The organism is Virgibacillus proomii (assembly GCF_900162615.1).
GTDB classification, from domain to species: domain Bacteria; phylum Bacillota; class Bacilli; order Bacillales; family Amphibacillaceae; genus Virgibacillus; species Virgibacillus proomii.
Genome location: NZ_FUFN01000010.1, coordinates 1,963,469 through 1,989,710, shown reverse-complemented (window position 1 = coordinate 1,989,710; position 26,242 = coordinate 1,963,469). Strand labels below are relative to the sequence as shown.

General features: G+C 34.4%; 27 protein-coding genes and 1 pseudogene. 13 read left to right on the top strand and 15 right to left on the bottom strand.

Going from position 1 to position 26,242, the window contains the following annotated elements:
• Positions 1 to 303: 303 nt before the first annotated feature.
• Positions 304 to 1,347: a C40 family peptidase gene (locus tag BN1066_RS16680; RefSeq protein ID WP_245799816.1), complete on the bottom strand. Its 1,044-nt coding sequence runs from the start codon at positions 1,345 to 1,347 to the stop codon at positions 304 to 306.
• A gap of 197 nt (positions 1,348 to 1,544) precedes the next feature.
• On the opposite strand from BN1066_RS16680, the gene BN1066_RS16675 reads away from it, so the two are divergent.
• The 11 genes from BN1066_RS16675 to BN1066_RS16625 all read left to right on the top strand — a co-directional run bounded on the left by BN1066_RS16675 (position 1,545) and on the right by BN1066_RS16625 (position 10,060).
• Positions 1,545 to 2,501, top strand: a complete 957-nt coding sequence (locus tag BN1066_RS16675) for a thymidylate synthase (RefSeq protein ID WP_077320568.1) — start codon at positions 1,545 to 1,547, stop codon at positions 2,499 to 2,501.
• Positions 2,502 to 2,678: 177 nt separating this feature from the next.
• Positions 2,679 to 3,170, top strand: coding sequence for a dihydrofolate reductase (locus BN1066_RS16670; protein ID WP_077320567.1), 492 nt, complete (start codon positions 2,679 to 2,681; stop codon positions 3,168 to 3,170).
• Between the two features lie 168 nt (positions 3,171 to 3,338).
• On the top strand, positions 3,339 to 3,548 hold the full coding sequence (locus BN1066_RS16665; RefSeq protein ID WP_077320566.1) for a twin-arginine translocase TatA/TatE family subunit: 210 nt from the start codon (positions 3,339 to 3,341) through the stop codon (positions 3,546 to 3,548).
• Between the two features lie 14 nt (positions 3,549 to 3,562).
• Positions 3,563 to 3,754 (top strand): twin-arginine translocase TatA/TatE family subunit, encoded by a 192-nt coding sequence (locus BN1066_RS16660; protein ID WP_077320565.1) that lies wholly within the window; start codon positions 3,563 to 3,565, stop codon positions 3,752 to 3,754.
• Between the two features lie 105 nt (positions 3,755 to 3,859).
• Positions 3,860 to 4,615, top strand: coding sequence for a twin-arginine translocase subunit TatC (tatC, locus tag BN1066_RS16655; protein ID WP_077320564.1), 756 nt, complete (start codon positions 3,860 to 3,862; stop codon positions 4,613 to 4,615).
• A 15-nt stretch (positions 4,616 to 4,630) separates the two neighbouring features.
• Positions 4,631 to 4,855 carry a YozE family protein gene (locus tag BN1066_RS16650; RefSeq protein ID WP_281250278.1) on the top strand — a complete coding sequence of 75 codons (225 nt, stop codon included), beginning with the start codon at positions 4,631 to 4,633 and terminating at the stop codon, positions 4,853 to 4,855.
• Positions 4,856 to 5,328: 473 nt separating this feature from the next.
• Positions 5,329 to 6,207, top strand: coding sequence for a VanY-A/VanY-F/VanY-M family D-Ala-D-Ala carboxypeptidase (gene vanY / locus BN1066_RS16645; protein ID WP_077320563.1), 879 nt, complete (start codon positions 5,329 to 5,331; stop codon positions 6,205 to 6,207).
• Positions 6,208 to 7,364: 1,157 nt separating this feature from the next.
• Entirely contained in the window at positions 7,365 to 7,949 is a 585-nt protein-coding gene (gene vrrA, locus BN1066_RS16640; protein ID WP_077320562.1) for a VrrA/YqfQ family protein, read from the top strand.
• Positions 7,950 to 8,022: 73 nt separating this feature from the next.
• Positions 8,023 to 8,997, top strand: coding sequence for a peptide-methionine (R)-S-oxide reductase MsrB (msrB, locus tag BN1066_RS16635; RefSeq protein WP_077320561.1), 975 nt, complete (start codon positions 8,023 to 8,025; stop codon positions 8,995 to 8,997).
• Between the two features lie 51 nt (positions 8,998 to 9,048).
• Entirely contained in the window at positions 9,049 to 9,255 is a 207-nt protein-coding gene (locus tag BN1066_RS16630) for a DUF6501 family protein (RefSeq protein ID WP_077320560.1), read from the top strand.
• Positions 9,256 to 9,820: 565 nt separating this feature from the next.
• Positions 9,821 to 10,060, top strand: a complete 240-nt coding sequence (locus BN1066_RS16625) for a DUF362 domain-containing protein (RefSeq protein ID WP_077320559.1) — start codon at positions 9,821 to 9,823, stop codon at positions 10,058 to 10,060.
• A 227-nt stretch (positions 10,061 to 10,287) separates the two neighbouring features.
• On the opposite strand, the gene BN1066_RS16620 is transcribed toward BN1066_RS16625, so the two are convergent.
• Positions 10,288 to 10,557, bottom strand: coding sequence for an acylphosphatase (locus BN1066_RS16620; RefSeq protein ID WP_077320558.1), 270 nt, complete (start codon positions 10,555 to 10,557; stop codon positions 10,288 to 10,290).
• A gap of 119 nt (positions 10,558 to 10,676) precedes the next feature.
• On the opposite strand from BN1066_RS16620, the gene BN1066_RS16615 reads away from it, so the two are divergent.
• Both BN1066_RS16615 and BN1066_RS16605 read left to right on the top strand, forming a co-directional pair.
• Positions 10,677 to 12,218 (top strand): FAD-dependent oxidoreductase, encoded by a 1,542-nt coding sequence (locus tag BN1066_RS16615; protein ID WP_077320557.1) that lies wholly within the window; start codon positions 10,677 to 10,679, stop codon positions 12,216 to 12,218.
• Between the two features lie 1,071 nt (positions 12,219 to 13,289).
• Positions 13,290 to 15,809: a DUF4097 family beta strand repeat-containing protein gene (locus BN1066_RS16605; RefSeq protein ID WP_077320556.1), complete on the top strand. Its 2,520-nt coding sequence runs from the start codon at positions 13,290 to 13,292 to the stop codon at positions 15,807 to 15,809.
• A 444-nt stretch (positions 15,810 to 16,253) separates the two neighbouring features.
• Here BN1066_RS16605 and BN1066_RS16595 read toward each other — a convergent pair whose 3' ends face one another.
• The 13 genes and pseudogenes from BN1066_RS16595 to BN1066_RS16540 form a co-directional block, all read right to left on the bottom strand.
• Complete coding sequence (locus BN1066_RS16595; RefSeq protein ID WP_077320554.1) at positions 16,254 to 17,027, bottom strand: ABC transporter permease; 774 nt, start codon at positions 17,025 to 17,027, stop codon at positions 16,254 to 16,256.
• Positions 17,024 to 17,956: an ABC transporter ATP-binding protein gene (locus BN1066_RS16590; RefSeq protein WP_143695869.1), complete on the bottom strand. Its 933-nt coding sequence runs from the start codon at positions 17,954 to 17,956 to the stop codon at positions 17,024 to 17,026. The genes BN1066_RS16595 and BN1066_RS16590 overlap by 4 nt, the downstream gene beginning before the upstream one ends.
• Complete coding sequence (locus BN1066_RS16585) at positions 17,953 to 18,231, bottom strand: hypothetical protein (RefSeq protein WP_077320553.1); 279 nt, start codon at positions 18,229 to 18,231, stop codon at positions 17,953 to 17,955. The genes BN1066_RS16590 and BN1066_RS16585 overlap by 4 nt, the downstream gene beginning before the upstream one ends.
• Positions 18,224 to 18,433 carry a hypothetical protein gene (locus BN1066_RS16580; protein ID WP_077320552.1) on the bottom strand — a complete coding sequence of 70 codons (210 nt, stop codon included), beginning with the start codon at positions 18,431 to 18,433 and terminating at the stop codon, positions 18,224 to 18,226. The genes BN1066_RS16585 and BN1066_RS16580 overlap by 8 nt, the downstream gene beginning before the upstream one ends.
• 45 nt (positions 18,434 to 18,478) lie before the next feature.
• Positions 18,479 to 18,685: a MerR family transcriptional regulator gene (locus tag BN1066_RS16575; protein WP_077320551.1), complete on the bottom strand. Its 207-nt coding sequence runs from the start codon at positions 18,683 to 18,685 to the stop codon at positions 18,479 to 18,481.
• Between the two features lie 426 nt (positions 18,686 to 19,111).
• Positions 19,112 to 20,230 (bottom strand): serine hydrolase, encoded by a 1,119-nt coding sequence (locus BN1066_RS16570; RefSeq protein WP_245799815.1) that lies wholly within the window; start codon positions 20,228 to 20,230, stop codon positions 19,112 to 19,114.
• 193 nt (positions 20,231 to 20,423) lie between these two features.
• Positions 20,424 to 20,495 (bottom strand): annotated as a pseudogene (locus tag BN1066_RS21350) (YpzI family protein); the annotation flags it as partial.
• 300 nt (positions 20,496 to 20,795) lie between these two features.
• Positions 20,796 to 21,326: a spermidine N1-acetyltransferase gene (gene speG / locus BN1066_RS16565; RefSeq protein ID WP_077320550.1), complete on the bottom strand. Its 531-nt coding sequence runs from the start codon at positions 21,324 to 21,326 to the stop codon at positions 20,796 to 20,798.
• A gap of 650 nt (positions 21,327 to 21,976) precedes the next feature.
• Positions 21,977 to 22,642 (bottom strand): CPBP family intramembrane glutamic endopeptidase, encoded by a 666-nt coding sequence (locus BN1066_RS16560; protein WP_143695867.1) that lies wholly within the window; start codon positions 22,640 to 22,642, stop codon positions 21,977 to 21,979.
• Between the two features lie 62 nt (positions 22,643 to 22,704).
• A complete protein-coding gene (gene cysK, locus BN1066_RS16555; protein WP_077320548.1) occupies positions 22,705 to 23,628 on the bottom strand; it encodes a cysteine synthase A in 924 nt (307 codons plus the stop codon).
• Positions 23,629 to 23,886: 258 nt separating this feature from the next.
• Positions 23,887 to 24,303: a PH domain-containing protein gene (locus tag BN1066_RS16550; RefSeq protein ID WP_077320547.1), complete on the bottom strand. Its 417-nt coding sequence runs from the start codon at positions 24,301 to 24,303 to the stop codon at positions 23,887 to 23,889.
• 205 nt (positions 24,304 to 24,508) lie between these two features.
• Complete coding sequence (locus BN1066_RS16545; RefSeq protein ID WP_077320546.1) at positions 24,509 to 25,297, bottom strand: ABC transporter permease; 789 nt, start codon at positions 25,295 to 25,297, stop codon at positions 24,509 to 24,511.
• 214 nt (positions 25,298 to 25,511) lie between these two features.
• Entirely contained in the window at positions 25,512 to 26,159 is a 648-nt protein-coding gene (locus BN1066_RS16540) for an ABC transporter ATP-binding protein (RefSeq protein ID WP_143695866.1), read from the bottom strand.
• Between the last annotated feature and the right edge of the window lie 83 nt (positions 26,160 to 26,242).

Sequence of the window (26,242 nt, the reverse complement as noted above, 5' to 3'; positions counted from 1 at the left end):
TACTATAGTACTATAGGAAAGTATAAAATTTTAGGGTTTATCCCGCATGTAATGAGCCATATTTTTCACATTTCATAGATCTGCTTATCATTTTGCAACTTTATGAGAAAAACGGCACCTAAATGCCCGATTGGTTCAAGGGCCTTTAGATCCTACCCTTGTGGTACTAACATTCAGTAGGAGAAGGAAGCAAACTCCTACTGAATGAAGTTTCACTTTATCGTATAAGAAAAACTCGGCTTATCGCTTTCGCCATAAAGACTTGGCGATAAGCCGAGTTTTTCTAATGAATAAAATGAATTATTATTGCTTTACTTGTTTAGCGCCTAAGTAGCGTGATTCCCAATACGGGTTACTTAATTCACTTATTTCAACTCCTCTTGACTCTCCAGCATGAATAAAGTTGCCATTACCTACATAAATCCCTAAATGTGATGGACCGGGCTTATACGTTTCAAAGAAAACAAGATCACCAATGGAAGGTTCAGAAATCGGCTTCGAAAAATTCCATATATCACTTACGGTTCTAGGGATAGTAATGCCTTCTGCTTGAAAAACATATTGAATAAAACCACTGCAATCAAAGCCGCCTGGAGAAGAGCCGCCCCAAACATACGGAGTGCCGATTTGGGCACGAGCCTCCTCGATGATGGAAGAACCATTGACACCTGATACTTCAGCTTTTTTGACTTCCTTAGGTTTATTAACCTCCTGTACCGTTTTTTCCGCTTTTATCTCTTTATTGTTAGCTTGATTATTCGTTTCCTTATTACTAGGTACAAAGGCAGAAGAGGTTGTTTGCGCTTGTGGAGTAGAAGCACTTGCTTCAGAATTTGAAATTAATTCTAGATCAAGCTCATCCTCCGCAATTTCTAAAGCTGTTTTTGTTAATGGTCCATAAATACCATCTAGTTTTCCTTCATAGTAGCCAAAATATTGTAAGGATTTTTGGATGATTTTTACTTTCTCATGATGCACCCCTGGTTGTAATTCTTGTGCAAAGTTTTGTAGTTGCTTTTTGTATTCCGTTTCTGCGTCTCTAGGTATGAATGTTGTTGTTTTATTTATTTTCCCATTAACAGATAATTGGTACTCATTGTGAGAATGGACAATCATCTGTTTCAACTTGTTATCAAAGTTACTGGTTTTCTGATCAAAATAAGGTAACGTATGTAATTTTCTTTGTACTGTACGGTCGGATTCTTCGTGTTTACTAACTTCTAATTGATCGGTTGAAGTTTTATTTTGCAGCTCCGGGTATGCCCCGACATAATTGACAAACGGCTGGGTTAATACAAAACCATACAATAAAGAACGTTTCACTGCATACTCTAGTTGACTGTTCATACACACTCCCCTTTCCATAGTTCCGTGAGGTAAGATTATTGAAGTAGTTAAGATGAATCGTATAATTCTATATTTGTTATAGGATTATGTAGGATTTTGCTGTTTATGAATTACGTTTATATTACAAACTTAGAGACAAGTTTTGTTTTTATGGTACAATGAGACAGATAAGATATAGAAGTTTGGAGGAATTACATATGGTTAGTGGTGAAGCAGCTTACTTGAACTTATGTAAACATATTTTAACAACTGGTATTAAAAAAACAGACCGAACGAATACAGGTACTTATTCCGTATTTGGCTATCAAATGCGATTTGATTTACAAGCAGGCTTTCCGCTATTAACGACGAAACGGATTCCTTTTCGATTAGTAGCCAGTGAACTGCTTTGGTTTATTAAAGGTGATACAAATATTAGATATTTGTTACAGCATAACAATAATATTTGGAATGAGTGGGCGTTTGCCAAGTGGGTTCAGAGCAGTGATTATAAAGGTCCGGATATGACGAATTTCGGTATCCGTTCACAAACAGATCCTGAATTTAATGAACGCTATCAAGAGCAGATGGAGATTTTTAAAAGTAAGATCTTAACAGACGATACTTTTGCAAAGACCTATGGTGATCTGGGTGATGTCTATGGAAAGCAATGGCGTAAATGGAAAACATCGCAAAACGAGACGATTGATCAATTAAAAGACGTTATTGAATCCATCAAAACAAAACCAGACTCCAGAAGACATATTGTTTCCGCATGGAATCCAGAAGCCATTCCATCTATGGCACTTCCACCTTGTCATACGTTATTTCAATTTTACGTTGCAGATGGGAAGCTGTCTTGTCAACTATACCAAAGAAGTGGTGATGTGTTTTTAGGAGTTCCGTTTAATATTGCAAGTTATGCGTTGTTAACCTATCTTATTGCTCATGAATGTGATTTACAACCTGGAGAATTTGTTCATACGCTTGGAGATGCACATATTTATGTGAATCATGTAGAACAAGTGAAGACCCAACTAAAAAGAGAGTTAAGAGCCATGCCACAACTTAAAATAAATAAGGAAAAATCCTCTATTTTTGATTTTGACCTTACTGATTTTGAAATTATTGGTTATGACCCACATCCAGCTATTAAAGCACCAATTGCAGTATAAAGTGAAACTTCCATGAGTGGGGGTTTTTTCTCATCCACTACTCATGAGGTTAGTTAAACCAATCGGACATTTACAGGCAGTTATCCCCTACTTAGACTTCTTTGAACCCTCTTACTCCTCGAGGCGGGGGGCTTACTGCCAGTTAGATGTGGGATAAATAGGAAAGGAAGTGGATCGATGATATCCTTCATTGTTGCAATGGATAAAAATCATGTGATCGGTTTGAATAACCGCCTCCCTTGGCGATTGCCCAGAGATTTACGCTTTTTCAAAGAAAAGACAACGCATCAAACAATAATTATGGGCAGAAAAACGTTTGATTCAATTGGAAAACCACTGCCAAACCGTAAGAATATTGTTCTTTCAAGGAGTGGGGGAGATTTCCCCCCGGAAATAGAAGTTGTTTCCGATATCAATAAAATTCTAGAATGGAATCAAGCGGACCCGGAGAAGGAGTATTTTGTAATTGGTGGTGCAAAAATTTATGAACAAATGTTGCCGTTCGCTGATCGTATGTACATTACTTGGATTGATCATGCGTTTCAAGGTGACACGTATTTTCCGCAATTCTCTGAAGCAGAATGGGAGCTAACTGCCAAAGAGCGAGAGGAAAAAGATGAGAAAAACCCATATGATTTTTACTTTCTTCAGTATGATCGAAAAAAGTAATACGGGAGGGATTTCCAGAATTAATAATCTGTCAATATAAAGCGTATGTTGCTTGTCTCATTATATAAAAACATGTTACACTTAAAGCGCTTTATAATTAATTTCGTTACGAACTCTCTTTTTGAACACACAGGTTGAAGAAAATCATTCTATAAAGAAGGTGTAAAAATGTCTAATATAGGCTTTCCTGGATTGATTTTAATTTTGGTTATTGCTTTAGTCATTTTCGGTCCCAAGAAATTACCGGAAATAGGTAAAGCGGCTGGTCAAACATTAAGAGAGTTTAAAAAGTCGGCAAATGATTTGACAAGCGATGCAAAAGAGGAAATCAATGAGACAAAGAAAATAATTTCAGAGCAAGAAAACAACAACAAATAAAGGGGCGTGGGGAGATGTTTCAAAATATTGGTATACCCGGGTTAGTCTTAATACTTATTATTGCTTTAGTCATTTTTGGACCAGCAAAGCTTCCGGAAATAGGTAAGGCATTTGGTAATTCGTTAAAAGAATTTAAAAATGCAACAAAGGGCATTGCTTCCGACGGGGATTCATCAGGAAACGCTGAAAACCATACATCAAAGTAAAAACGGATAAAAGAAGGTGTAAGGTGAAATCCTTGCATCTTCTTTTACTTTTAAATCTGTTAACCAATCATTTTATTTTGCTGTATGGTGTGGGAGAGTGACAGGATGTCTAAGAATCAAACTATTGATGAGAAAGAAATGAACATAACGGGTCATTTGGCTGAATTAAGAAACAGGATTATTGTAACTGCAATATTTTTTATCCTATTTTTCCTTGTTGGATTTATATTTTCAAAGGATATATATCTTTTTTTCCAAGGTGATATAGGTTTTAAACTAACAGTTATTAGTCCCGGGGAAATTATTTGGATTTATTTTACGCTTGCCAGTGTAGTAGCAATTGCTTGTACACTGCCTATTTTTGCTTTACAAGTTTGGTTGTTTGTAAGGCCAGGTCTGACAGCAAATGAGAGAAAAGCAACGGTTGCCTATATCCCAGCAGTATTTTTACTGTTTATTGGCGGATTAGTGTTTGGTTATTTTATGTTCGTTAAATTAATCTTGCCTTTTTTACTTTCATTAAACGATGGGATGTTTAATGAAATGTTTACAGTTAACAAGTATTTTGGATTTTTAATTCGTGTAACTGTCCCTTTTGCTGTTTTGTTTGAAATTCCAGTAATTGCTATGTTTTTAACCGCCTTAGGTATTTTAACACCACAGTTTATGAGAAAGACTAGAAAATATGCTTACTTTATTCTTGTTATCATCGGTACTATTGTAACGCCGCCCGATTTTGTATTACAAATTGTCGTTGCTATTCCATTAATCATTTTATATGAAATCAGCATTTATCTCGCTACAATTGTACATCGAAAAAAACAACGAAAACATGAAGCATTTATGAATAACTCTGAATAAAAGGAGGAGAGGCAATTGCAATCACGATCCTTTTATCATTTTTTAATGACTTTCCGAGGAAAAAAACCGCCTGATGATCCGTGCCGATTAGCTGATTGGGCATTTTCCGATCACAATTTCCCCAAGCAGTCCACGAATTATGATGAAATTAGCAACTACTTAGAATGGAATAGTCCTTTTCCTACGGCATTACCTGTTTTTGATGAATTATGGGAAATTTATACGTTACATGATGAGTAAAAAACTTGAGGATATATACCTCAAGTTTTTCTATTTATTGGGAATGTTGGGTATCTTTTTGAAATTAACATTATCGTTTAACACTTAAGTACTTAGTGTCTACCTTCTTGAGATCTCGTTACAACAGCTTCTTGCAGTTGTCTTAGAGAATCTAATGAGACTACTTTCTCTGAATTGTAATGGTATTCTTCTAGTAAACCGTTATGTCCCCACTCTAGGGTTGACACATACATGATGCAATTCGTTTACCGTCTTAGCTTGTTCATTGCTAAAAATATTGTTGAGCAACATAATAGATTGATTACTGTCCAAAGTAGTTTTAATACGTACGATTTTTGAAGTGGTTTACCACAAAAAGTGAACCAAATAATCAAGCTAAAAAAGATTTAAGAAAAATTTAAAATTTACCCCACTCTTTTTTTAAATAGTTTTTCCTATCCTTTAAGTATATAAGATCAAGGAGGAAACTGAAAATGAAGAAGTGGGGATATTTATTGTTGTTTTTATTATGTTTAGGTTTTGCAGGAGTTACTTTCATTAATAAAGCACTGTTTTTTCAGGATAAAGTAGTTATTCAAAAATATGATCAAAATCATAAAGATAATATAGGGACTTCTGAAAATCTCCAGAAGGAAGAGATTTCAAAAGAACAGATCTATCAAGGAAATCTGCTCTTAATCAACAGTAAATATCCTATTCGCCAAGAGAGTGTGAAATTAGATATCGTAAATTTATCTAAACATAAAGAATTGATAAATGGATACGGGTTGCTTGATACGAATATTTATCTGTCAAAAGGAATAACACAAAAATTTTCACAGATGATCAATGATGCTGAAAAGGAAGGGGTTAGTCATTTTTTAATTAGTAGTGGCTTTCGAGACTTTGTTGAGCAAAGTGTGCTTTACCAAGAAATGGGGGCGGATTATGCCTTGCCAGCAGGTTATAGTGAACATAATTCAGGCTTATCACTTGATGTAGGATCAAGCTTAACGAAAATGGATCGGGCACCTGAAGGAAAGTGGCTGAAAGAAAATGCCTGGAAATACGGCTTTATATTACGGTATCCACAGGATAAAACTGATATTACTGGAATTAAATATGAACCATGGCATATCCGTTATGTTGGTTTGCCTCACAGCGCGATTATGAAAAAAAAGAATTTTGCTCTAGAAGAATATATGGATTACCTAAAAGAAGAAAAAAACATTTCTGCTAATGTAAATGGAGAAAAATATAAGATCTTTTATCATCCTGTTCCTAAGAATACTACCATTCATGTGCCGACCAATCTTCGTTATGAAATATCAGGTAACAATATGGATGGTGTAATTGTAACAGTATTTCCCTAATCAGCACCCGAAGCTCATAAAGGTGAGGATGAGAATGGAACGAAGGAAATGACACTATTTACCTTGTTCGTGTATGCTTTATTCAAAATCATTCGATTCAAATTTGAATTGATTCATGTTATTTTTCTCTGCTATTAACTTCAGAAAAATCTTGGAAACCCCGATCATATCTTGAATCGGTTGCATTTGGGAATTTTAATTCTGTTTTAATCCATATTAAATTATATTCAGAACCTGTCTACCTATCGTATAAAATTTGGTAATATTTTCATTGTTGTCTAAAAACAATGAAATGTCATTCATAGGCGTGTTAGCTCGATCCTTGAGTTTTCGTTTTGAATGTTTACAGGTCGTTTTTTATATCAAAAGTTTTGATGTGGATGATCTCTACTGAATACCTCTGGAGACTTGCTTGGCTATAGGTGCTTTCAAATTGAATAATTCCCGATCGTTAAAGGGCACTTTAATAAAGCAATGAAAAAGTTCAATTTCTCTATGAATTAGTGGGGAGGTTGGACTTTTCAATATTGTTAATCCGCATTTTCCTAACACTATTCCTAATTACTCAAGTTTCAAACAAACGTTTGATTAATTTTTTACTATTAAGAAAAATACAGTTAATTTTATATGCTGAATAATTTTTAACATCGACTAAAAGGCGTTGCAATAGAAGTGGGGTATACTTGCGATAGCAATGCACCGAGATTTCTTAAGGAAGTCTACAAATGAACTTTATCTGTTTCAAGATGAAAAAAAGAAAGGAACCCTTCATGAAGTTGCACATTATCCTGTCAGCAGCAGTTCCCAGTTTGTACGCTAATAAGTGAGTGCTCCTAAATTTTGTTCTTAGTTACATACCTATTACTGTGATCTTCTGCAATATTCGGCAAATGAATACGAATTATTTGCAAATGCTGTAGCTATATGCGGTTGCCCGGGAAATATTCAGCAAAGAAAAAGTCGCTATTTTTTTCGATTGACTAATTTTTATGCTTCGTTTATCTAAATCCGTAACAACTCCTCATTCGTCTAACAGCTTCATGCTAAACTTTATAATTCCTCTGTAAACCATAGTAATTCAATAAATGCCTACACTTTTTCTTTAGGTCTACGTACACTAATATAGGTAATAGCATAAAGAAAGGAGGCATATCAACATGGTGTTTTCCCCACAACGATCGGTTAACTTTCCATTCCATATGCAACAAGGCAATATGGGAAATAATTTTAGACCATTTCAACAACTTCAACCGCGTAATTTTCAAAATGCACCCTTTCAAGCTGGTCCTTTTTCCAGAGGCAATTTTTCGGGGATGCAACAGGCAGCTACGAAAGGAGGTAAATTAAAAAATCTATTAAGTTTGTTACAGCCACAATCCGGAGCAAGCACGGGTGCTGGAGGGGGTGTTAGTAAAGGAATTGGTGGCTTAAGCGGTGCATTAGATAATATGCAACAGGTTATAAATGTCGTACAAAATGCTGCTCCTATTGTAAAGGAATATGGACCCATGGTAAAGAATTTACCAGCAATGTTTCGCATGATGAAGGCTTTTAAATCCTTAGACGATACAGAAGATGATACAGATGAAGAAGAAAAGGAAGAAACGGAAGAAAATAAAAAAGACGAATCGGAATTACCGAAATCAGATCAAACCGAATTAGAATCGGAAAAAGCAAATGAACCGTCTATAATAGAGGATGAACAACAAAAAGGAAAATCTGTACCGAAATTATTTATTTAAAATAATGCGCCCAGCTTGATTTTTTCTTCTATTCAGGGAAAAATAGAGGAAAAGAATGAGGGGATGATGGATAATGAGTGACACAACGAAAGAATATGCAACATTTGCTGGGGGCTGCTTTTGGTGTATGGTTGAACCATTTGATAATCGTCCTGGGGTCATCCGGATAACATCAGGCTACACAGGAGGTACTGTGCCAAATCCTACGTATGAACAGGTTTGTTCAAATACTACAGGTCATGTGGAAGCAGTACAAATAGAGTTTGATCCAACGATGATGCCTTATCAAAAGTTATTAGATACCTTTTGGCAGCAAATTGACCCAACAGACCCTAATGGACAATTTAATGATCGAGGTGAATCGTACCATACTACAATATTTTATCATAACGAACAACAGAGGCAACAAGCCGAAGCGTCAAAGCAAGCATTAGAAGCAAGTGGTAAGTTTTCCAAACCAATTGTGACGAAAATTCTTCCTGCAAAACCTTTTTACCCAGCTGAAGAACAACATCAGGAATATTATAAAAAACAATCTTTTCATTATCGTCTTTATAAAAAAGGTTCCGGCAGGGAGGATTTTATCAATAAACATTGGAAAAGCAAGGTAAATAAGGTAGACTTAAAAAAGAAGTTGACACCGATCCAATACCATGTTACCCAGGAAAACGGAACGGAAAGACCGTTTCAAAACGAATACTGGAACAATGATCAAGAAGGTATTTATGTAGACATTGTCTCAGGAGAACCACTATTTTCGTCAAAAGATCAGTATGATGCTGGCTGTGGTTGGCCAAGCTTTACGAAACCGATAGACGATTATCAGCTTAAAGAAAAGCTGGATACATCACATGGGATGATACGTACAGAAGTAAGAAGCAAGGATGCTGATTCGCATTTAGGTCATGTATTTGAAGACGGTCCAAAAGACCAAGGCGGACTTCGTTATTGTATTAATTCTGCAGCACTGCGATTTGTCCCTAAGGAGAAGCTTAAAGAAGAAGGCTACGAAGAATATGAACGTTTGTTTGATGTTGATGAAGTTTAGTTAACAATAAAATTATTATGTAAACTAATAGCGGAGAGGAGTGTCATTATAATGATCCATTTAAACTGGGAAAACAGAGAAACAATGAAGCAATTAAAATGTGTTCATACCAATGCTAAAAAATATATTGTGAATAGAAAATTAACACCAGGAAAAATGTATGATGTTAAAAATGAGACCGATGAGTTTTATTTTATTATTGATAACAGTAATCGTATTGGCGGGTTTCGCAAAGAATATTTTGAAGAGGTTAATTAGCTGAGGAAGAGCTTGTTTTGTTCATTTCAAGTCTTTTTTATTGAATCCCATGCTCATCACTAGTTCATGGTCATTAGGAGTTTGGTTTACGTTTGAAATACTTAAATAAGTTGCAGAAACAAATTTTTTGGTTTGTCATTGTTCTGCAGATGGACAAGGTCAATTACATCGTTCCTAGTCCATATATATACATGCAGCTGACTTTTTCGGCCATTTGCTGAAAAAATAAACCTTCTAACTGGTGAGTCAGCTAATCAAGCAACGGAACGGATCGTTTTACTAATAAACAACTGGAAACTGCATCATACCGAACAAAACTCAAAGCAATCTTAAGCATTGCTTTTAAAGTAAAATTGATGATGCATGGGCTTTTCAAACTGGAAATCATACAGTTTGGCAAAAATTTGTCGATTAATTATATAGAGTAAATTTAGTTATACTTCTTTCATAAAGAAACGTTAAATAACCTATTATTACTTTCATTTTTTGTTGAAAATACGTTATAATAACTAGTACATTATTTATTAATATATTTGGTTTAATGGAAAGAAGGAGGAGAGCCGTCTTGGCTTTTGTTATTACGTCAGCTTGTAAAGATGAAAAATCAGGAGAATGTGTAGAAGTTTGCCCTGTTGATTGCATAGAAGAAGGAAAAGATATGTTTTATATTGATCCTGATATATGTATTGACTGTGGCGCATGTGAAGCAGTATGCCCAGTAGAAGCAATTTATATGGAAGATGAAGTTCCAGAAGAGGAAACTGAATACATTGAGCTAAATCGTAAATTTTTTGAAGAACAATAAGAATAAAAACAAAAGCGCAAGTGATCGTTTAGAAGCTAGGCACTAGCGTAAGATATGGATACCTATAAACAAATTTTATAATTTTCCAGCTCATAAAAAGCAAGCTGCTTAGAATAGAGCAGCTTGCTTTTTATGAAGAGAAACAAAATAGTTGTTTCCAGAAATATACTTGAATTTATGTGATAAAGCATATGTTACCTTGGCGAGTTAGATACTTTAACTTTTAATTATTTGATGGAAAACTTTGTATAGCCTTTATCCTCTTCGCAAGTTTTTTGTTCGATATGCGTAACCTTGATGAACGGATTAAGACCGTTTTCTAATGCCACCATAAATCGTTCTAATTGGGCTTTATTTCCTTCTGCTTCTAGCTCTACTGTTCCATCATCATTATTTTTGATCCATCCTTTAACTCCTAATTCATCTGCTTTTTGCTTTGCCATGAAACGAAAACCAACTCCCTGAACACGTCCACTAAGTATTGCGTGCTTTAGCATGATACTCACCTCATTTAAAAAATTACCTATTTTTTATAAACTAAACCTATTTGCAGAGACTAAAATAAACTAGCTATGTCCATACTAGTTATAAATAAAGTTGAAAGGAGCGGGGAAATTTGGCTCATTCTCAATTACCTTCTCAATCACATTCTTATTGGCGTGATACAGCATCGATAAAAGAATTTCCGCCATTAGATACGTCCATCGATACGGAAGTAGGGATAGTTGGCGGAGGGATTACAGGTATTACAGCAGCATATTTGTTGACAAAAAATAATATCAACGTAACACTGATTGATGCAAACCCTATTCTAAAGGGAACTACCGGTCATACAACAGCTAAAATTACTGCTCAACATGGCCTGATTTACGATGAAATTATCCAACATTTTGGAGTAGATCAGGCTATGCTTTATTATAAAGCAATGGATGAAGCGAAGCAATTTATCGAAAATACGGTAAAAGAATTAACAATTGAATGTGATTACCGAAAAGAACATGCATATATTTTTACCAATTGTGAAAAATGGCAGCATGATTTAGAAAAAGAAAAAAATGCTTACGATCAAATAAAAATAAAGAGTGAATTATTAGATCAGATGCCGCTAAAAATTCCAATGAAATCCGCTTTACAAATGAAAAACCAGGCGCAGTTTCATCCTTTAAAATATTTAACTGCCTTACTTGATGCAAGTATAAAAAACGGTTTAAATATTTATGAAAATACGGTTGCTGTTGATATGGATGATAATCGTACAAATCCTTCGATTATAACAAAAGAAGGCCATCGAATTAAATGTAATTATATCATTTCTGCATCTCACTTTCCTTTTTATGATCGAGACAGCTTTTATTTTACGAAAATGTATGCAGAGAGGGCTTATGTATTGGCTGTTCAATCAGCTAAGGAATACCCAGGTGGTATGTATATTAATGCAGAGTCACCAACTAGATCCGTTCGCACAACGAATTGGAATGGAAAAAAACTATGGTTAATTAGTGGTGAAAACCATAAAACAGGGCAAGGAAAACAGACACATGAGCATTACAAAGCTCTACAAGCGTTTGCTGATGAACATTTTCAAGTAAAATCATATGATTACCGCTGGTCAGCACAGGATTTAACAACATTAGATAAAATTCCTTATATCGGGAAACTAAAAAAATCACAACCTAAAGTTTTTGTTGCAACCGGTTACCGTAAATGGGGCATGACAAATGGCACAGTTGCCGCAAGATTATTAAGTGACTTAATTATAAACGAGACAAGTGAATACGCCGATGTTTTTAATCCATCACGATTTAAAGCAGATCCATCGATACGAAAGTTCACGCAAATTAATACCGATGTAGCAAAACATATGATAAAAGGAAAGCTTGATAACACAAATCCTTATATAGAACAATTACAATCGGATCAGGCAACGGTTACACGAATAAATGGCAATCGAGCTGGAGTTTATAAGGATAAAGAAAATCAAGTTCATATTGTAGATACAACTTGTACACATTTACGTTGTGAAGTGGAATGGAATTCAGGAGAACGTACATGGGATTGTCCATGTCATGGTTCACGATTTTCTTATACCGGTGAAGTAATTAACGGACCAGCAAGCAAACCATTGCAGAAAATTGACCCAGATGAACTAACTAAATAACTATAAAAAAAATTACTATGATTCATAGTAATTTTTTTAGTCTTGTCTCACTATCTTAAGAATACTTTGATTTTGAGATAAAAATATTTTTCGTTCAATAACTTCCGATAATATATATTATGTAAACTATAAAACGTTTTTATTTACATGTACAAACTACTTTGATTGATTTCTAATCTACCCTTCTGTTTTATTTAGCTTTGAAATAAAATTTAATCAGTTTAGTAATCCTCATTCCACTAATGGACACGTTACTTCAAAAAATATATGAGTTGTTTATTATTATTCTTGGACCCTTTCGATTTCTAAAAGTGATCACAGCAAGATCTCTAAAATGAGTACCCTTAATACCCCAATCCTTTGTTCATTTGGTTTAGTAATAAACTCTACTTTATATTTTATTTCTTGATATGTCTCTTCCGCGTTTTTCACTTTAAAAATCAACACTGTTCGATCAGCCTTTTCAATATCAACAGAATATTCGTCATCAATAGCTTCAGCTATCTGTTTGCGTTCAAAAAGCGCCTAGAGTAGCACCATTAAATTTGAAATTAGCATAATTAGAGTTTTCATCTCCCCAAGTGACGTTAAACCCAATACATCTCTATAAAATACAAAATATTCTTTATAATTGTCTACAAGCAACCTAGTGTGAGTAAATTCCAGTAAAAATACCTCCAATTGTATTTAACATTCCAAGTTTATTCGGACCAATTCTTTATTGGTCTGTTTTTAGGAAAACTGACTTTATTACGATAAGTCTTCCATTCTTCTATAAAATCAAACCACTATTTTCTAATATGTAATCAATCGTTTTTCGATTTTCGCGTAGCTATGCCTCCTTGTAAGGCTTATGACCACATTTTAAATAGCGCGGGCAAAGAGGATAACCCACTATATTGTTGGATTGACAAGCAATTTTCCAAAACAGTGAACCCGTGACTTGAATTATAAAAATTAATACGAATTCCTTTTTTGTATAATTAACATTTTTTAACTATTTCCATCTTAAATATTTACATATTCTGTTATATAATCACACTAAATATAAATATTACCAGGAGGGGTCTTGTGAAAAAATTCTTATTTTCACTTCTCATTATCTTATTGTTCACTTCTATTTTTAGAACTCCAGCTCTTGCTTATGCCAAACAATTGCCTGTATCTCAAAACAATATAACAAAATTAGTTATTCATTCTTCAATCAACAAACTTACGATTCGAGGCACTCCTAATGCTACATCTATAGATGCTAATTTAACAACTATAAATAATCTTGATAACATGGACTTTAGCTTAACTCAAGATAAGGATATCGCTTATTTATTAATCAATCCAAAGGTTGGAAAAAATGAATTAATCGATTTATTAATTACTTTGCCGCCTAACTTAAATATCGAAATAATTGATGAAGAAAGCAGCCTCGAATTATATGATCTTTCTGGAGAAATCTCGATTACTGATAATAAAAAAGACATTTATATTGAAAATACGGGGAATTTATCAATAAAAGACAAATCTGGAAATATAACTGTAAATAATAGTAACCTTTTGGATGCTCCAATCTCAAATCAAACATTAGAAATTGAGGATGGCTCTGGTAGTATTGAATTATTTAATATTAACAGTTCCATAAAAATAGTAGACAGGTCCGGCGATGTTCTTGTCAGCAGAGTGAATGGTGATGTTGATATTACAGATGATGCTGGTTATATAAACGTTAAAGATGTTACACAAAAAGTCTTTATTGATGATGGATCCGGTGATATAAATGTAAAAAGAGTCGGGAACTTAATTCTTAAAGAAACTGGATCTGGAAACATAACCTATGATAAAGAACTACCTATCCCATCCCCCTCCTCCACCCTTAGACCTAGTTCAACGAGTAATATGTATGAGGGCATTTATATACAAAAAGATGGTGGTGAAAAAACTCCATTTACTTCATCATCACCAATTGATATAGAACCATATTCAAACATAGTACTTTCTATTTCGGACTATAAAAATTTAACAATTGATCATTTTCATTTCGATACAAACCCAAGTTCACTTATCCCTAGTTTAATCAGAAATATAGGGGAAGGCGCCTCAGTTACTATAAATATTGATAATAGCGCCAATGTAGAACTTTTAAATACTCTTATTGTAGGAGAAAAAAACTACGATGAAAGTAATAATATTCTTGAAGATACTTATTCTATAGAGCCAGCTTTAATTAAAGATTTAATCATTGGGACTATCGCTTCTAAAAGTACCGTAAACGTAAATATCAATAATTCAGCAAATGTTACTTTAGCTAATCATGACTCCACATTACATATTGGTGGTGGAAGTTTGATTGAAAGTGTTATAAACATACCTTCTGATTCAGATTCCACGACCATTAACGCTGAAAATATTAATGTTAATATTACGAATAGTGCTAACATCAAATCAAACTTAGATACAAACATGGGAATACTTAGAATATATAAAGGGCAATTAATTAATGAAATTATAGATGGTAGAGTAATTTCAAATAGTAAAATAAATCTTAATGTTGATGAATCTAGTAACGTATCATCTGAATCAGTTACGATTATTGATGGAGAATTAATCGATGAATTAATTGACTCTGAAGACATTGAATCTAGTGCAATTGAAGTGAAATTTGTGGATACTGGAAACGTTAATGTACTGACTAAGCTAGAAGTAGAAGATGGTGAACTTATTGATGAATTACTTGATATGGAAAGTATTTCCACCTCAACTATAAATGTTAATGTAATAAGAACTTCAAATGTTACTAGTCCCGTCTTATTTGTTTATGAAGGTGAATTAATTGATGAAACCTTAGATGGTGAGGGGTTTTATACTTCAAATATTCAAATCAATTTTAATGATTCTTCAAATTTTTATGGAAAACAGTTGTTTATTGAAGAAGGTGAATTAATTGACGAGGTAATGGATGGTGAATTATCTTATGATTCTGAAATAAAGATAAATCTGAACAATACGAGTAAAATAGATAGTGATGAATTAAAAATTACCGAAGGTGAACTTATTGATGAAACTGTGGATTTTGAAGATGATTTTACCAAAACAGTTATGGAGTTTACCATGACCTCATCAGCTAAGGTTTCTGGAAATAAACTTGAAATTATTGGTGGTGAATTAGTTGATGAGATCGTAGATGCAGCTAACGGTACAAGTAGTAGTGTTAATGTTTCTATAAATGATACAGGAAATTTCGACAAAAAAGGGTCGCAACCAAGCGAGGTTCTAATGACAGAAGGTGAATTAATGGATGAAATTTTAGATGTAAGTGAATCTATTTCTATATCAAGTGGAAATGTAAATATTGAATCAACAGGAAATGTCACTTCCGATAAAGTTACCCTTACAAACAGCCAATTAATGGATGAAATAGTTGATGGAGCTTATGTTGGGGTAAGTGTACTTCATGTAAATGCTACCAATTCAGCTAATGCAAAAACACCTTCGTTAACCCTTCTAGGTGATAGTATTTTACTACTCCCTATTGATATTGACTCTATAGAACGATCAAATATTATTTATAATGTAAAAAATTCTGGAGTTCACATATAAATGTTTTCTTCTAAGGTCATCCCTTCTAAAGTATATTTACTTTTGGGATGACCTACCTTTTATGACCACAACATAAATGATCTCACTGAAATTATGAATCTGTGGCAGTCCGTTATTCCACTTAAAATCTCACATGGTCAGGATCGTTGATATTACCAGGCTTCGGGGGTTACTCAACACCCCACCACGGTTCGCTTCATAGCATGGAAGTGGGGTTGATTACTACTAGTTACATAAAACCGAATGACTTCCGCAAATTTATTGTAGGTCTTGCTATCCGTATTTGTGCTGCAGAAAAATCTCTAAATTTCACTAACTCATCTTCCTTCCATACTATTGATTTTTTTCTTAAACTTAGAAATGAAGAAACGGTTGATCCTGCCCAATTTTTCTAAAAATAACTTGGATCAATGGATATTTAAACAAATAGTTTAACTGTTCTATTTACAACGATTTTTGATATTTTCGAAATGCTAAAAGAACAAGGACACAAGCGATAATAAACAAGAGTAGCAAGTAACTACTATTAGGTATTACAATCGACCAATCTGGTTGTGTAGTGATGATCTCTCTTCCAGCTTCGACAGCCCAATTAAGCGGGTTAATAGCAGCAAATTTTTCAATCCAGTCGGGTACCAGTTCAAGTGGAATGAACATTCCTGAAAGAAATAACAGCGGCATGGTAATAAAACTGACTGCAGCAGTTAGGCTTTCCTCCTTTAAAAGGAATAGTGCAAGACTGGTTGATAACATCCCCATTCCCAGCCCTAATAAAACAGCAATTATTGTAAGTTGGATAATTCCTATTAACCCCCCTGAAAATGTTGCTCCTAATAAAGCTGAGACACCAATCATAAGTAGTGCTTGAATAACCATCGTTGCAGCTTCTTGCAATAAACCACCCATCGCTATTGCAGAACGGTGAATCGGTGAAATTAATAACCGGTCGAGAATCCCTTCTCTGTGATCGTTAATGATCCCTAAACCAGCATAAGCTCCAGCCATCATCGTGCTCATCATAACGATACCAGGTCCTAGATATTCAATATAGGATTCACCGCCAAATCCTGGAATATCTGCCATACTTGAAAATACTTCACCAAATAGAAACATCCATAATATGGGCTGGATAATCGTCATTAAGACAATAAACGGGACACGAAAATAAATTTTTATAGAGCGAATAAAGATCCATAGTGTATCCGACCATCGTTTCATTCTTTTTCCTCCGCTACCTTTAATTTTTTGCCTGTGTATAGAAGGTATACATCTCCTAGATCAGGCTTGGAAACGGTGATAGAAGAAACATTAATTTCGTTTTCTTTTAATTTTTCCAAAATTTCCGCCAGTTTCCGTTCCCCTTCCGTCACCATAATCAGCAATTGATTATTATCCTTTAATGTTGTTTTATACGATGCTTGTAAAATGATATATGCGCGTTTCTCATCATCGCATTTAATAGTAACAGTATCTTTACCAACTTTACTTTTTAGCTCCTCTGCTGTTCCTTCTACGACAACAGTTCCATCATTAATAAAAGCAATCCAATCGGATAATTCGTTTGCCTCTTCCATATAATGCGTAGTAAGAATGACTGTCATTTCTTCTGTATGTTGTAACTGCTTAATGGTAGCCCATAGATCCTTCCGTGCTTCTGGATCCAATCCTGTAGTCGGTTCATCTAGAAACAGCAGTTTTGGCCGATGGATAATCCCCATTGCCAGATCGAGCTTCCTTTTCATGCCACCAGAATAGTTTTTACTTAATCGATTAGCATCTTTTTGTAAATGAAACGCATGTAGTAATTCGTCCACTCGCTCTTTTAACCGTTTTCCTTTAAGTCCATAAATTCTTCCTTGAAGCATTAAATTTTCTCTTCCCGTTCCCATCGGATCGACGCCAGACGATTGGGAAACGCAACCAATTAAATGTTTATCTAGCTTCTTTTGACCAAAAATTCGAATTTCTCCTTCATCTGGATAGGCTAAGGAAGTTAAAATACGAATTGTTGTTGATTTTCCTGAACCATTTGGACCAAGCAAGGAAAACGTTATTCCTGCTTTAATCGTTAACGATAAGCCATTTAATGCGATTACTTTTTTACCATATGTTTTCGTTACATTTTTCATTTCAACAGCATTTTTCACTTTAAACGTCTCCCCCTATTCTTTTGCAATCTTGCTTTATTTATAAAATTTACAACCTCCTTCGTCATTGGATAAAACATAATACCATCACATTCTTCATTAATTGCATTCCAGGCATTATCAAGAAATGCTTCATCATTGCCAAACATGTCATAAACAACTTCCATTGAACGGTCTACAAGCTTTTGAGCGATTTCGGATTCGGGAGCGACATGTAAATGCTCTTTTATTTCATTAATAAGCTCCACCCATATCTCCAATTTATCTTCATCCATTAACCGACAGCATCTTTTCCTTGTGCTCTTTACTCATATGACGATCCAGTATCGTATCGATCTCATTGTTCTTCTTTTGAAATAAATGCATGATGCCAAAAACTAAATCCCATTTTATTTCCTTTTCAATTTCAATCGTATATAAGATAGCACGTAAAGATTGTTCTAATTCTTCGATATGCTTTTTCTGTTCTTCCACCATTAATAATTGTTCACCAAGTGCTTCCTCCCATGAAGCTGAAGGTTCTTACAAAATGTAACGTATCTTATCCAATGAAAATCCTAAAAATTTTAATGATAAAATTTGTTCTAGTCGAAGTAGTTCCGCTTCCCCATATAGTCTGTGTCCCCCTTTTGTCGTAGAAGCAGGATTTAACAGACCGATTTCATCATAATAATCAAGGGTTCGAATTGTAACCCCCGTCTTTTTAGATAATTCCCCTATGGTGTACATTTGTTCGTCTCCTTTTTTGGCTTGCTAACTCAAGTATAAAATAACACGTAACGTTCGATTCAAGCTTTTTTACAAAATAAATATTTGAGTTACACTTAATCATAAAACCTTATAAAATTTAGAGAAATTTTCGAGATCATTTTATGAACACTCTATTTAAAAAGATCTATTCACTCCATTGCGAATAGATGTTCTTGATAGTGAATTATTCTTTTCTCTAAGGCTTGTAGTATAATAGACTTCTCCAGATTCACTCGCTATTTATCTTTTTATTCTTCTTACCTAACTAATATAACAAATACAAATTTATAGTAATGCGTATGTCTTAAAAAATTTACTATTAAATTTAATCATTCCATTTTAGTGTATTAAAATAGAAGATCTAGAAACAAACGCAATGTTATACTCAAATTATGGAAGTCTTCGTTATAGTGAGTGTATACTAGTCAAACTTGCTTTAACCAACTCTCGAAATCTCTTATCTGTTAAAAAGGCTAACTGAAATTCATTTAAATTTGCTTTAAGCTTGATATTTTCTATATAGGATAAATTGTTTGCAAACAATGCCAATTCCGTCTTGTTATTTTCTTTATCCGTAGCGTACATAGCCATCGTCAGTACAAATGCTGTCGAACCACCTTTTTGCCCGGCATGAAGTAGCCATTTTTGATTATTAGGGTTATTCATTAATTGCTCCATAACAGAATTAAGGTACTGATAAACTTTTCGATCAAAGTAGGTTTTTCGGTTCAATTTATCTAAAATAGATACGTATGACTTCGTAGTGGATCTGGGCAGACGATCAGACCAAACTTTTTGAACTTTCATATTTAACAACTTTAATATCTGTTTTTTTGTTTGATTGGATGGTGGATTTTTTATCCATTTATGATGTATGTCTATTGCTCGCTTTCTGTATTCATCCATACTCATGTGCTTCAATACATGATAAACTTCTCGTTTGGATAAATTTTCTTCATTCATTAGTTGTAGTGGAATAAACAGGGCACTAACAATTGGATATAACGGTTCATGATCTATTTCCAGGCTTTTTAGCAAATTATTAATTTCCATTAATCCTAACACTCTTATTAAATAATCTGTATTTGCATTTGAACTATAGGCAATCATACCTTTAGCAACTTCGCTTAGGGGAACACTTGTGGTCAATTTCCCGTTATCTAATCCATTAATCCATGCTTCATGAGCACCACCATCTGTATTAGGGATATAAAACGTATCAAGCTCTTCTAATAGTACAAGTTGATTGGGGTCAATTTTTCCCTCTGCAGCTTGTCTAGCGTATTCGATAGCAACAATAATTTTAACCGTGCTTGCTAAAGGAAGCAGTTCATCTGCATTTATATCTGCCCACTTTGTTCCATTGTAATGAATGGATAATGCTGCACGCTTATTTTGCGTATTTTCCGTAATAAATTGGATAATATATTTTGGACCAGCACGGATTATTTTCATTTTGAATAACCACATTCCGATTCCTGCAAATAAAATAATACCTACGATTGTTATAATAATAAATGCCAATTATCCATCCTCCAATTGCTCATTTTGTATATAGGTGAATTATATATAGATTAACATGTTTGAAAGGAAAACCTGATAATTATTCAAAAATAATCCTAAAGCGACCGACATTTACGATAGCTTTAGGATTATTTTTTCACCGTTATTTAGTTTTCTGCTTCTTCTGAACTCGACATCATGGCAGACCCTAACGTAGACCAACATCCTGATCTGACTCCACACGTCCACTTTCTTTAAGCTTCCTTTCTTGTCGATTTTCCCCCATGTTAAGCTCCTCCTGCAGTATTACTTAACATGGCCATTGTTAATCGTTTATTCATTTCTTTTACAATTAATTAAGAAGGTTATATTATTTACGATAACTGCTTTTACCGATTTTGCAGCTTAAGACGATTTAAAGTTAATGATTAGAACAGGTTATATAAATCAGCAAAATTCATTTTCCATAAGCTGTACTTCTTGACATATAAAAAACTCCCACTCAACGGAAGTTTTTTAACTTACTATAGTTGGTTTATTACAGGATCGCTTCGATAAAATACCCCTTGCAATACTGTGATTAACTCTATGAGGGCTTATTTTTCATGTTTAAATATTCATGTTGAAAAATACACATTCGATAAGCATTATGATAACTGCCTTCAACGAAGAATTCATCTTTTAATTCAGCTTCGACTTTAAAACCGACTTTTTTATAAACATGAATTGCTTTTTCATTATACTTGTCAACGATCAGATAGAGTTTATGCAAATTTAATATGGAAAAAGCATAATCCATTGCTAACCGCGCGGCAGTTACTGCATAGCCCCGACCTTGATGCTCTGGTTTAATAATGATTTGAAATTCCGCATTTCGATGAATATAATCAATCTCTACTAATTCAACGAGACCGAGCCTTTCACCTTCTTTTGATTCAAGAATAAACCGCCGCTCACTTTGATCATGAATATGCTTATCATATATATCCTGTAACTCTACAAAAGAATGATATGGTTCTTCAAACCAATAGGCCATAATATTTGCATCATTTCCTAGTTCATGAACAAATTGTAAATCTTCACGCTCTAAAGAACGTATTTTAATTTCCTTGTTCATTTTCTATAACCTCCAAAAGCTTAACTTAAAACATACATGATAAACTATATCATTATCCAAAGTTTTTATAAAGGAATTGTTATTAACAGGTAAACAAATCTCGTTTACTGTTAGAAATGAATGATAGTTATTGAAATCAATGTATTGTCTGTGAATTTTATTTCTGGATTTTTATTAACGCCATACAGTATAAGAATAAATGGAATGATTTTACAAAGGGAGATAGGCATATTTTTAGAAAAATTTGGCTTGTCGCCAAGTCTTTAGCGAAAGCTGTTTTTTTCTTATACGATAAAGTGAAACTTATTCCGTGGAATGCTTTTTACATGCAATGTTAGTTTGAACGAATCGGGCATTTAGGTGCCGTTCTTCCACTTTGACCCTTTTGTACCAACTCAGGATCTTATAGTGGAAGCCCTACGGCACCTTACATGCGGGATAAACCTAAAAACTTTATGCTTTCCTATAGTATAAAAAAGAAAATGTGAGTTTTTTGCAATCAAGGTTCTCTATGGCTATTATTGACTATTCAATTCCACAGTTGAAAAAAGATTAAAAAACAAAGGCTGATTATCTTTAAACTGAAATGAATGATGTAACCCAATCAGGTCATTGCTGTAAATTTATATGCAACTAACAGCAAACTATGCTTAGAAATAGAAAAATGTTATACCGATTGAAATAATCATTATATCAGCGCAAATATGAATAATCCAGGAAGACCAAATGGTACGATCTTTTTCATTTACCCTATGAAAAATAATTGCAATGAGCCATAACCCGATAAAGCAAATGCCAATCAATATCGGGCTAAACCATAAAGCAATCATGGGAATATGGTACGTGGCAAATAATAGCGGACTAAATAGATAAGCCATTTTTCTCGGAAGCAAAAAGAAAACAAATCCTCGGAAGAAATACTCTTCTAAAAATGAGTTGATTAAAGTTATATACAGTCCGACAAAAATAAAACCTATAGTAGTTATCCCTAAGCGATTCGTTAAATCTCCTTTAATTTGATTAATTGTAAAATATGGTTGAAAGAAATAATAGGCAGCAAGAACAATGCTTGCTGATAAGACGCCTAAAAATAACAATCGCTGCAAATCACGCTGGTTAAACTTTTTTAAGGTTAATACATCTAAAAAGCGAAAGTCTTTAAATAATACTTGATATAGCCAAATGTTTAGTAAAAATAAACCTATTTTACTAATTGATTTCATTGCATAATTGGTGTTTAATCCATGCTCGATAAAAGCAAGGAGCAAACAGGTAAAAATGGTACTAATTATAATAAATGTCGTTCGTTTGCGCACTTCTTTCCCCCGAGATAATATGACTTTATCATAAGAAAGTAATTCTCTCTTATATGATATCTTCACTCTTCTGCAAATAAATTCATGCTTAAATATCGCTCCCCTGAATCTGGTGCAATACAAACCACTTTTTTCCCTTTACCAAGTTTATTTGCTACTTGAATAGCAGCAAAAACAGCAGCTGCACCAGAAAGCCCAATAAAAATACCTTCTTTTTGACCAAGTTGTTTAAACAAATCCACTGCATTCTCATCCGCAATCTGGATAATCTCATCATAAATCGATGTATTCAATATATCAGGAATAAATCCTGGACTGGTGCCGACCAGTTTATGCTTTCCTGGCTTTCCACCTGACAGTACTGGAGATCCTTTTGGTTCTACCACAGCAATATGAAGATCTGGGAGCTTTTCTTTTAAAATTTCACCTGTGCCGGTTACCGTTCCTCCAGTTCCTGCTGTACATACAAGGGAATCCAGTTCGCCTTCCATCTGCTCATAGATTTCTAAAGCTGTTGTTCTTCGATGGATATCCGAATTTGCTTCATTTTCAAATTGTTGCGGAATAAAGCTGCCTGGATTTTCTTTTTGCAGTTCTAACGCTTTTTTGATAGCACCGGGCATTTTCTTCTCACTTGGTGTTAAAACAATCTCTGCTCCGTATGCTCGCAAAATGTTTCTGCGTTCTTCTGTACTGTTGTCAGGCATAACAATAATCGCTTTATACCCTTTTGCAGCAGCATTCATCGCTAAGCCAATACCGGTATTTCCACTAGTAGGCTCGATAATCGTATCTCCCGGCTTAAGTAGCCCCTTCTCCTCAGCTACTTTAATCATATTATATGCTGCGCGGTCTTTCACACTTCGACTTGGATTATACATTTCCAATTTCACATAAACATCTGCTGCCTCAGCAGGAACAAGCTTATTCAATTTGACCATTGGTGTTTCCCCGATTAGTTCACTAACATTTTTAACGACACGCATCGTTCGTCATCCTCCTTTTATGCAGTTAAATCAAGAGGTCTATGATCTCGCATATAACTCGTCTTAAGCCCTCTACTTCCATGCTACGAGAGGATGCAAGTCAAATCCCCGTTTGGTTCGGGCCAACAGGATAAGGAAAGCTTCCTTGAAGGAGCATCGCACGAAGAAAAAGCGGTTTCCTTTTTCGAGGACGCCCGCGCTTTTAGCTTGAGATCCTTTGGATGGGGATAAAAGAAACCCCTAATGATTGAAGGTACTTTATGATTTAAGCCCTTTTTCGATTTTTATATTTGGATTGATTTCAATAAGTATTTGTAAAAATTGCTGTTTATTCAGTGGCGAGATTGTAGTTACATCGAACTTCCCGCAATCCAAAACAATCCGATCAAGCGATAAAGCAGGAGCAACAGCTAGCGGGTTCTTGCTTGCTGTAAAAATGGTATTAATTTTATTAATATCAATGGTTTGTCGAATTGGTCCGTAACGGATTTTAAGCTGGTTATCGATAATACAGTAATCTGTACGAAACCAAAACCATAATAACAATAATATCAAGGGAAGAATAAGCAATGCAGATATAAAATTCCCCATAATCATCGGTATGAAAACACCTAAAAGGACAATACCCCATAACAAGACAGCCATCCATCGATCTTTTTTGGAAGGAAATATCATTATTTTTCCTCCTGTATACTTTTTCTCTATTATAGAAGTAATCTGATCATTTTCCAACCCCGTCTATCGGAAGGCAAAATATGATGTGCTCGTTTTTCCTTTATATTCTTCTACTAGTTGTGAAGTTGCGTAAGAATTAAATTATCCTCTAGATTACTTATGTCAATCATCTAAAAAAGGAGTGCGTCTTTGTTACTACAGTATTTTATTCATGCGAAATAGTTAATTGTGCACGATGATTGAAAAATGTTTTATATGTTAAATGCAGAAAGATCACAACTGTAATTGCGACTGTACCGGCTACACCAAGCATAATAGCAATTTGATATTTAACCGCATCTACCGGGGAAGCGCCAGCGATAATTTGCCCTGTCATCATCCCCGGTAAAAACACAATCCCCATACCAACCATAGAATTGATTGTCGGAAGCATGGCAGAATCAAACGCCTCGTTAATAATCGAGTTAGATGCATCCTTTGGAGTTGCTCCAAGCATTAAAGCACCTTCTACTTTTGCTTTTTGCTCTCGCATACCAATTAATAATTGATTAACCCCTAAGGTAATCCCTGTCATCGCATTTCCAATAATCATACCGCTGATCGGAATAAATAGTTGCGGATTATACCACGGTTCTAATTGTAAAACGACAAACAAAAAGTAAATCATACTAATCGATATACCTAGTGCCATCGATAAAGCAATTGTCTTTTTTACGGATAAATTAATCACTACACTTGCTCGCTTATAAACATTATAAATAGCAAAGGCGAGCATAAACAGAACAATGATTAGTGTGGTAAGTGGATGCGGATTTTTGAACACTATCATTAATAAATACCCAACTAAAATTAATTGAATAGTCATCCGTAATGTGGAAATGATAATCAATTTTTCTCGAGGTATCCCTTTTACACGAACAATAATCCATAGTATAACCATAAATACATAAGCAAATAATAGCTGCCAAAAAGTCAAGTCTGTTGTGGAATTCATTTTTTACTACTCCTTTCAACGTTTATCTCGTAGTGCATGTTCAAAAAGGGGTTAAGAGAGACCGTGATCGACGAAGTGGGCGGAACAACGTCCTAGGAAAGATAGCGATGTATCCCTTCCGCACTATCCTTTTGTAGCTCCGATTGGCATGCCCTCGAGTAAAGAAACCAGATTTTTTGAACATCCTCAAACTTCTTATCTCGTAACGTTTCCTTTAACTTTGATTCATGGCTGTAGCTTTACTATATTGATCCATATCAATGGTTTCATCTGCTATACGATTTGCTATTTCAAGATCATGCGTAATCATAAGCATCGATTTATTTTCAGCTTTAATAAAATCGATAAATGCACCGACAACGTCATCTGCTGTTGCTCTATCTAATGCAGAAGACGGTTCATCTAATAAAAATACTTCTGCATCGAGTAACATTGCTCTTGCTAAGGACAATCGCTGTTTTTCTCCTCCTGACAGATCTTCTGCCGGGGTTTCCAGCGATTTATGTAAGGATATTCGGTTAAGCACTTTCTTTAAATAAGCATCATCTGCTAACTCTATACCGGAAAATTTTTGACCAATTAGCAAATTTTCTTTAATTGTACCTGGAAAAATAACAGGTGTTTGCGGAACCATCGTAATTTTCCTTCTTAGCTTTATTGGATCCATACTTGAAATATCTTCTCCATGATATAAAATTTTCCCTTGATCAGGGGAATCTAAATGATTTAATAGCCGCAGAAAAGTCGATTTTCCACTACCGCTTTTACCAATAATACAAATTATTTTATTTGCTTGTATTTCTAACTTATCCATTTCTAAAATCCCATTAACTTTTAAACTTTCTACACGAAACAATGACATTACTACCACCCTCATAGCCTGATTTTTTATTGTATCAAGAGGTTTCCTTATTTTACAATGTTATGGTTTGAACCATCTTTTGT

Bases quoted from the DNA above. Each gene is read 5' to 3' on its own strand.
- BN1066_RS16680 (WP_245799816.1), bottom strand. From the start codon at position 1,347: ATGAACAGTCAACTAGAGTATGCAGTGAAACGTTCTTTATTGTATGGT.
- BN1066_RS16675 (WP_077320568.1), top strand. From the start codon at position 1,545: ATGGTTAGTGGTGAAGCAGCTTACTTGAACTTATGTAAACATATTTTA.
- BN1066_RS16670 (WP_077320567.1), top strand. From the start codon at position 2,679: ATGATATCCTTCATTGTTGCAATGGATAAAAATCATGTGATCGGTTTG.
- BN1066_RS16665 (WP_077320566.1), top strand. From the start codon at position 3,339: ATGTCTAATATAGGCTTTCCTGGATTGATTTTAATTTTGGTTATTGCT.
- BN1066_RS16660 (WP_077320565.1), top strand. From the start codon at position 3,563: ATGTTTCAAAATATTGGTATACCCGGGTTAGTCTTAATACTTATTATT.
- tatC (WP_077320564.1), top strand. From the start codon at position 3,860: ATGTCTAAGAATCAAACTATTGATGAGAAAGAAATGAACATAACGGGT.
- vanY (WP_077320563.1), top strand. From the start codon at position 5,329: ATGAAGAAGTGGGGATATTTATTGTTGTTTTTATTATGTTTAGGTTTT.
- vrrA (WP_077320562.1), top strand. From the start codon at position 7,365: ATGGTGTTTTCCCCACAACGATCGGTTAACTTTCCATTCCATATGCAA.
- msrB (WP_077320561.1), top strand. From the start codon at position 8,023: ATGAGTGACACAACGAAAGAATATGCAACATTTGCTGGGGGCTGCTTT.
- BN1066_RS16630 (WP_077320560.1), top strand. From the start codon at position 9,049: ATGATCCATTTAAACTGGGAAAACAGAGAAACAATGAAGCAATTAAAA.
- BN1066_RS16620 (WP_077320558.1), bottom strand. From the start codon at position 10,557: ATGCTAAAGCACGCAATACTTAGTGGACGTGTTCAGGGAGTTGGTTTT.
- BN1066_RS16595 (WP_077320554.1), bottom strand. From the start codon at position 17,027: ATGAAACGATGGTCGGATACACTATGGATCTTTATTCGCTCTATAAAA.
- BN1066_RS16585 (WP_077320553.1), bottom strand. From the start codon at position 18,231: ATGGATGAAGATAAATTGGAGATATGGGTGGAGCTTATTAATGAAATA.
- BN1066_RS16580 (WP_077320552.1), bottom strand. From the start codon at position 18,433: ATGGTGGAAGAACAGAAAAAGCATATCGAAGAATTAGAACAATCTTTA.
- BN1066_RS16575 (WP_077320551.1), bottom strand. From the start codon at position 18,685: ATGTACACCATAGGGGAATTATCTAAAAAGACGGGGGTTACAATTCGA.
- speG (WP_077320550.1), bottom strand. From the start codon at position 21,326: ATGAACAAGGAAATTAAAATACGTTCTTTAGAGCGTGAAGATTTACAA.
- cysK (WP_077320548.1), bottom strand. From the start codon at position 23,628: ATGCGTGTCGTTAAAAATGTTAGTGAACTAATCGGGGAAACACCAATG.
- BN1066_RS16550 (WP_077320547.1), bottom strand. From the start codon at position 24,303: ATGATATTTCCTTCCAAAAAAGATCGATGGATGGCTGTCTTGTTATGG.
- BN1066_RS16545 (WP_077320546.1), bottom strand. From the start codon at position 25,297: ATGAATTCCACAACAGACTTGACTTTTTGGCAGCTATTATTTGCTTAT.
- BN1066_RS16540 (WP_143695866.1), bottom strand. From the start codon at position 26,159: ATGTCATTGTTTCGTGTAGAAAGTTTAAAAGTTAATGGGATTTTAGAA.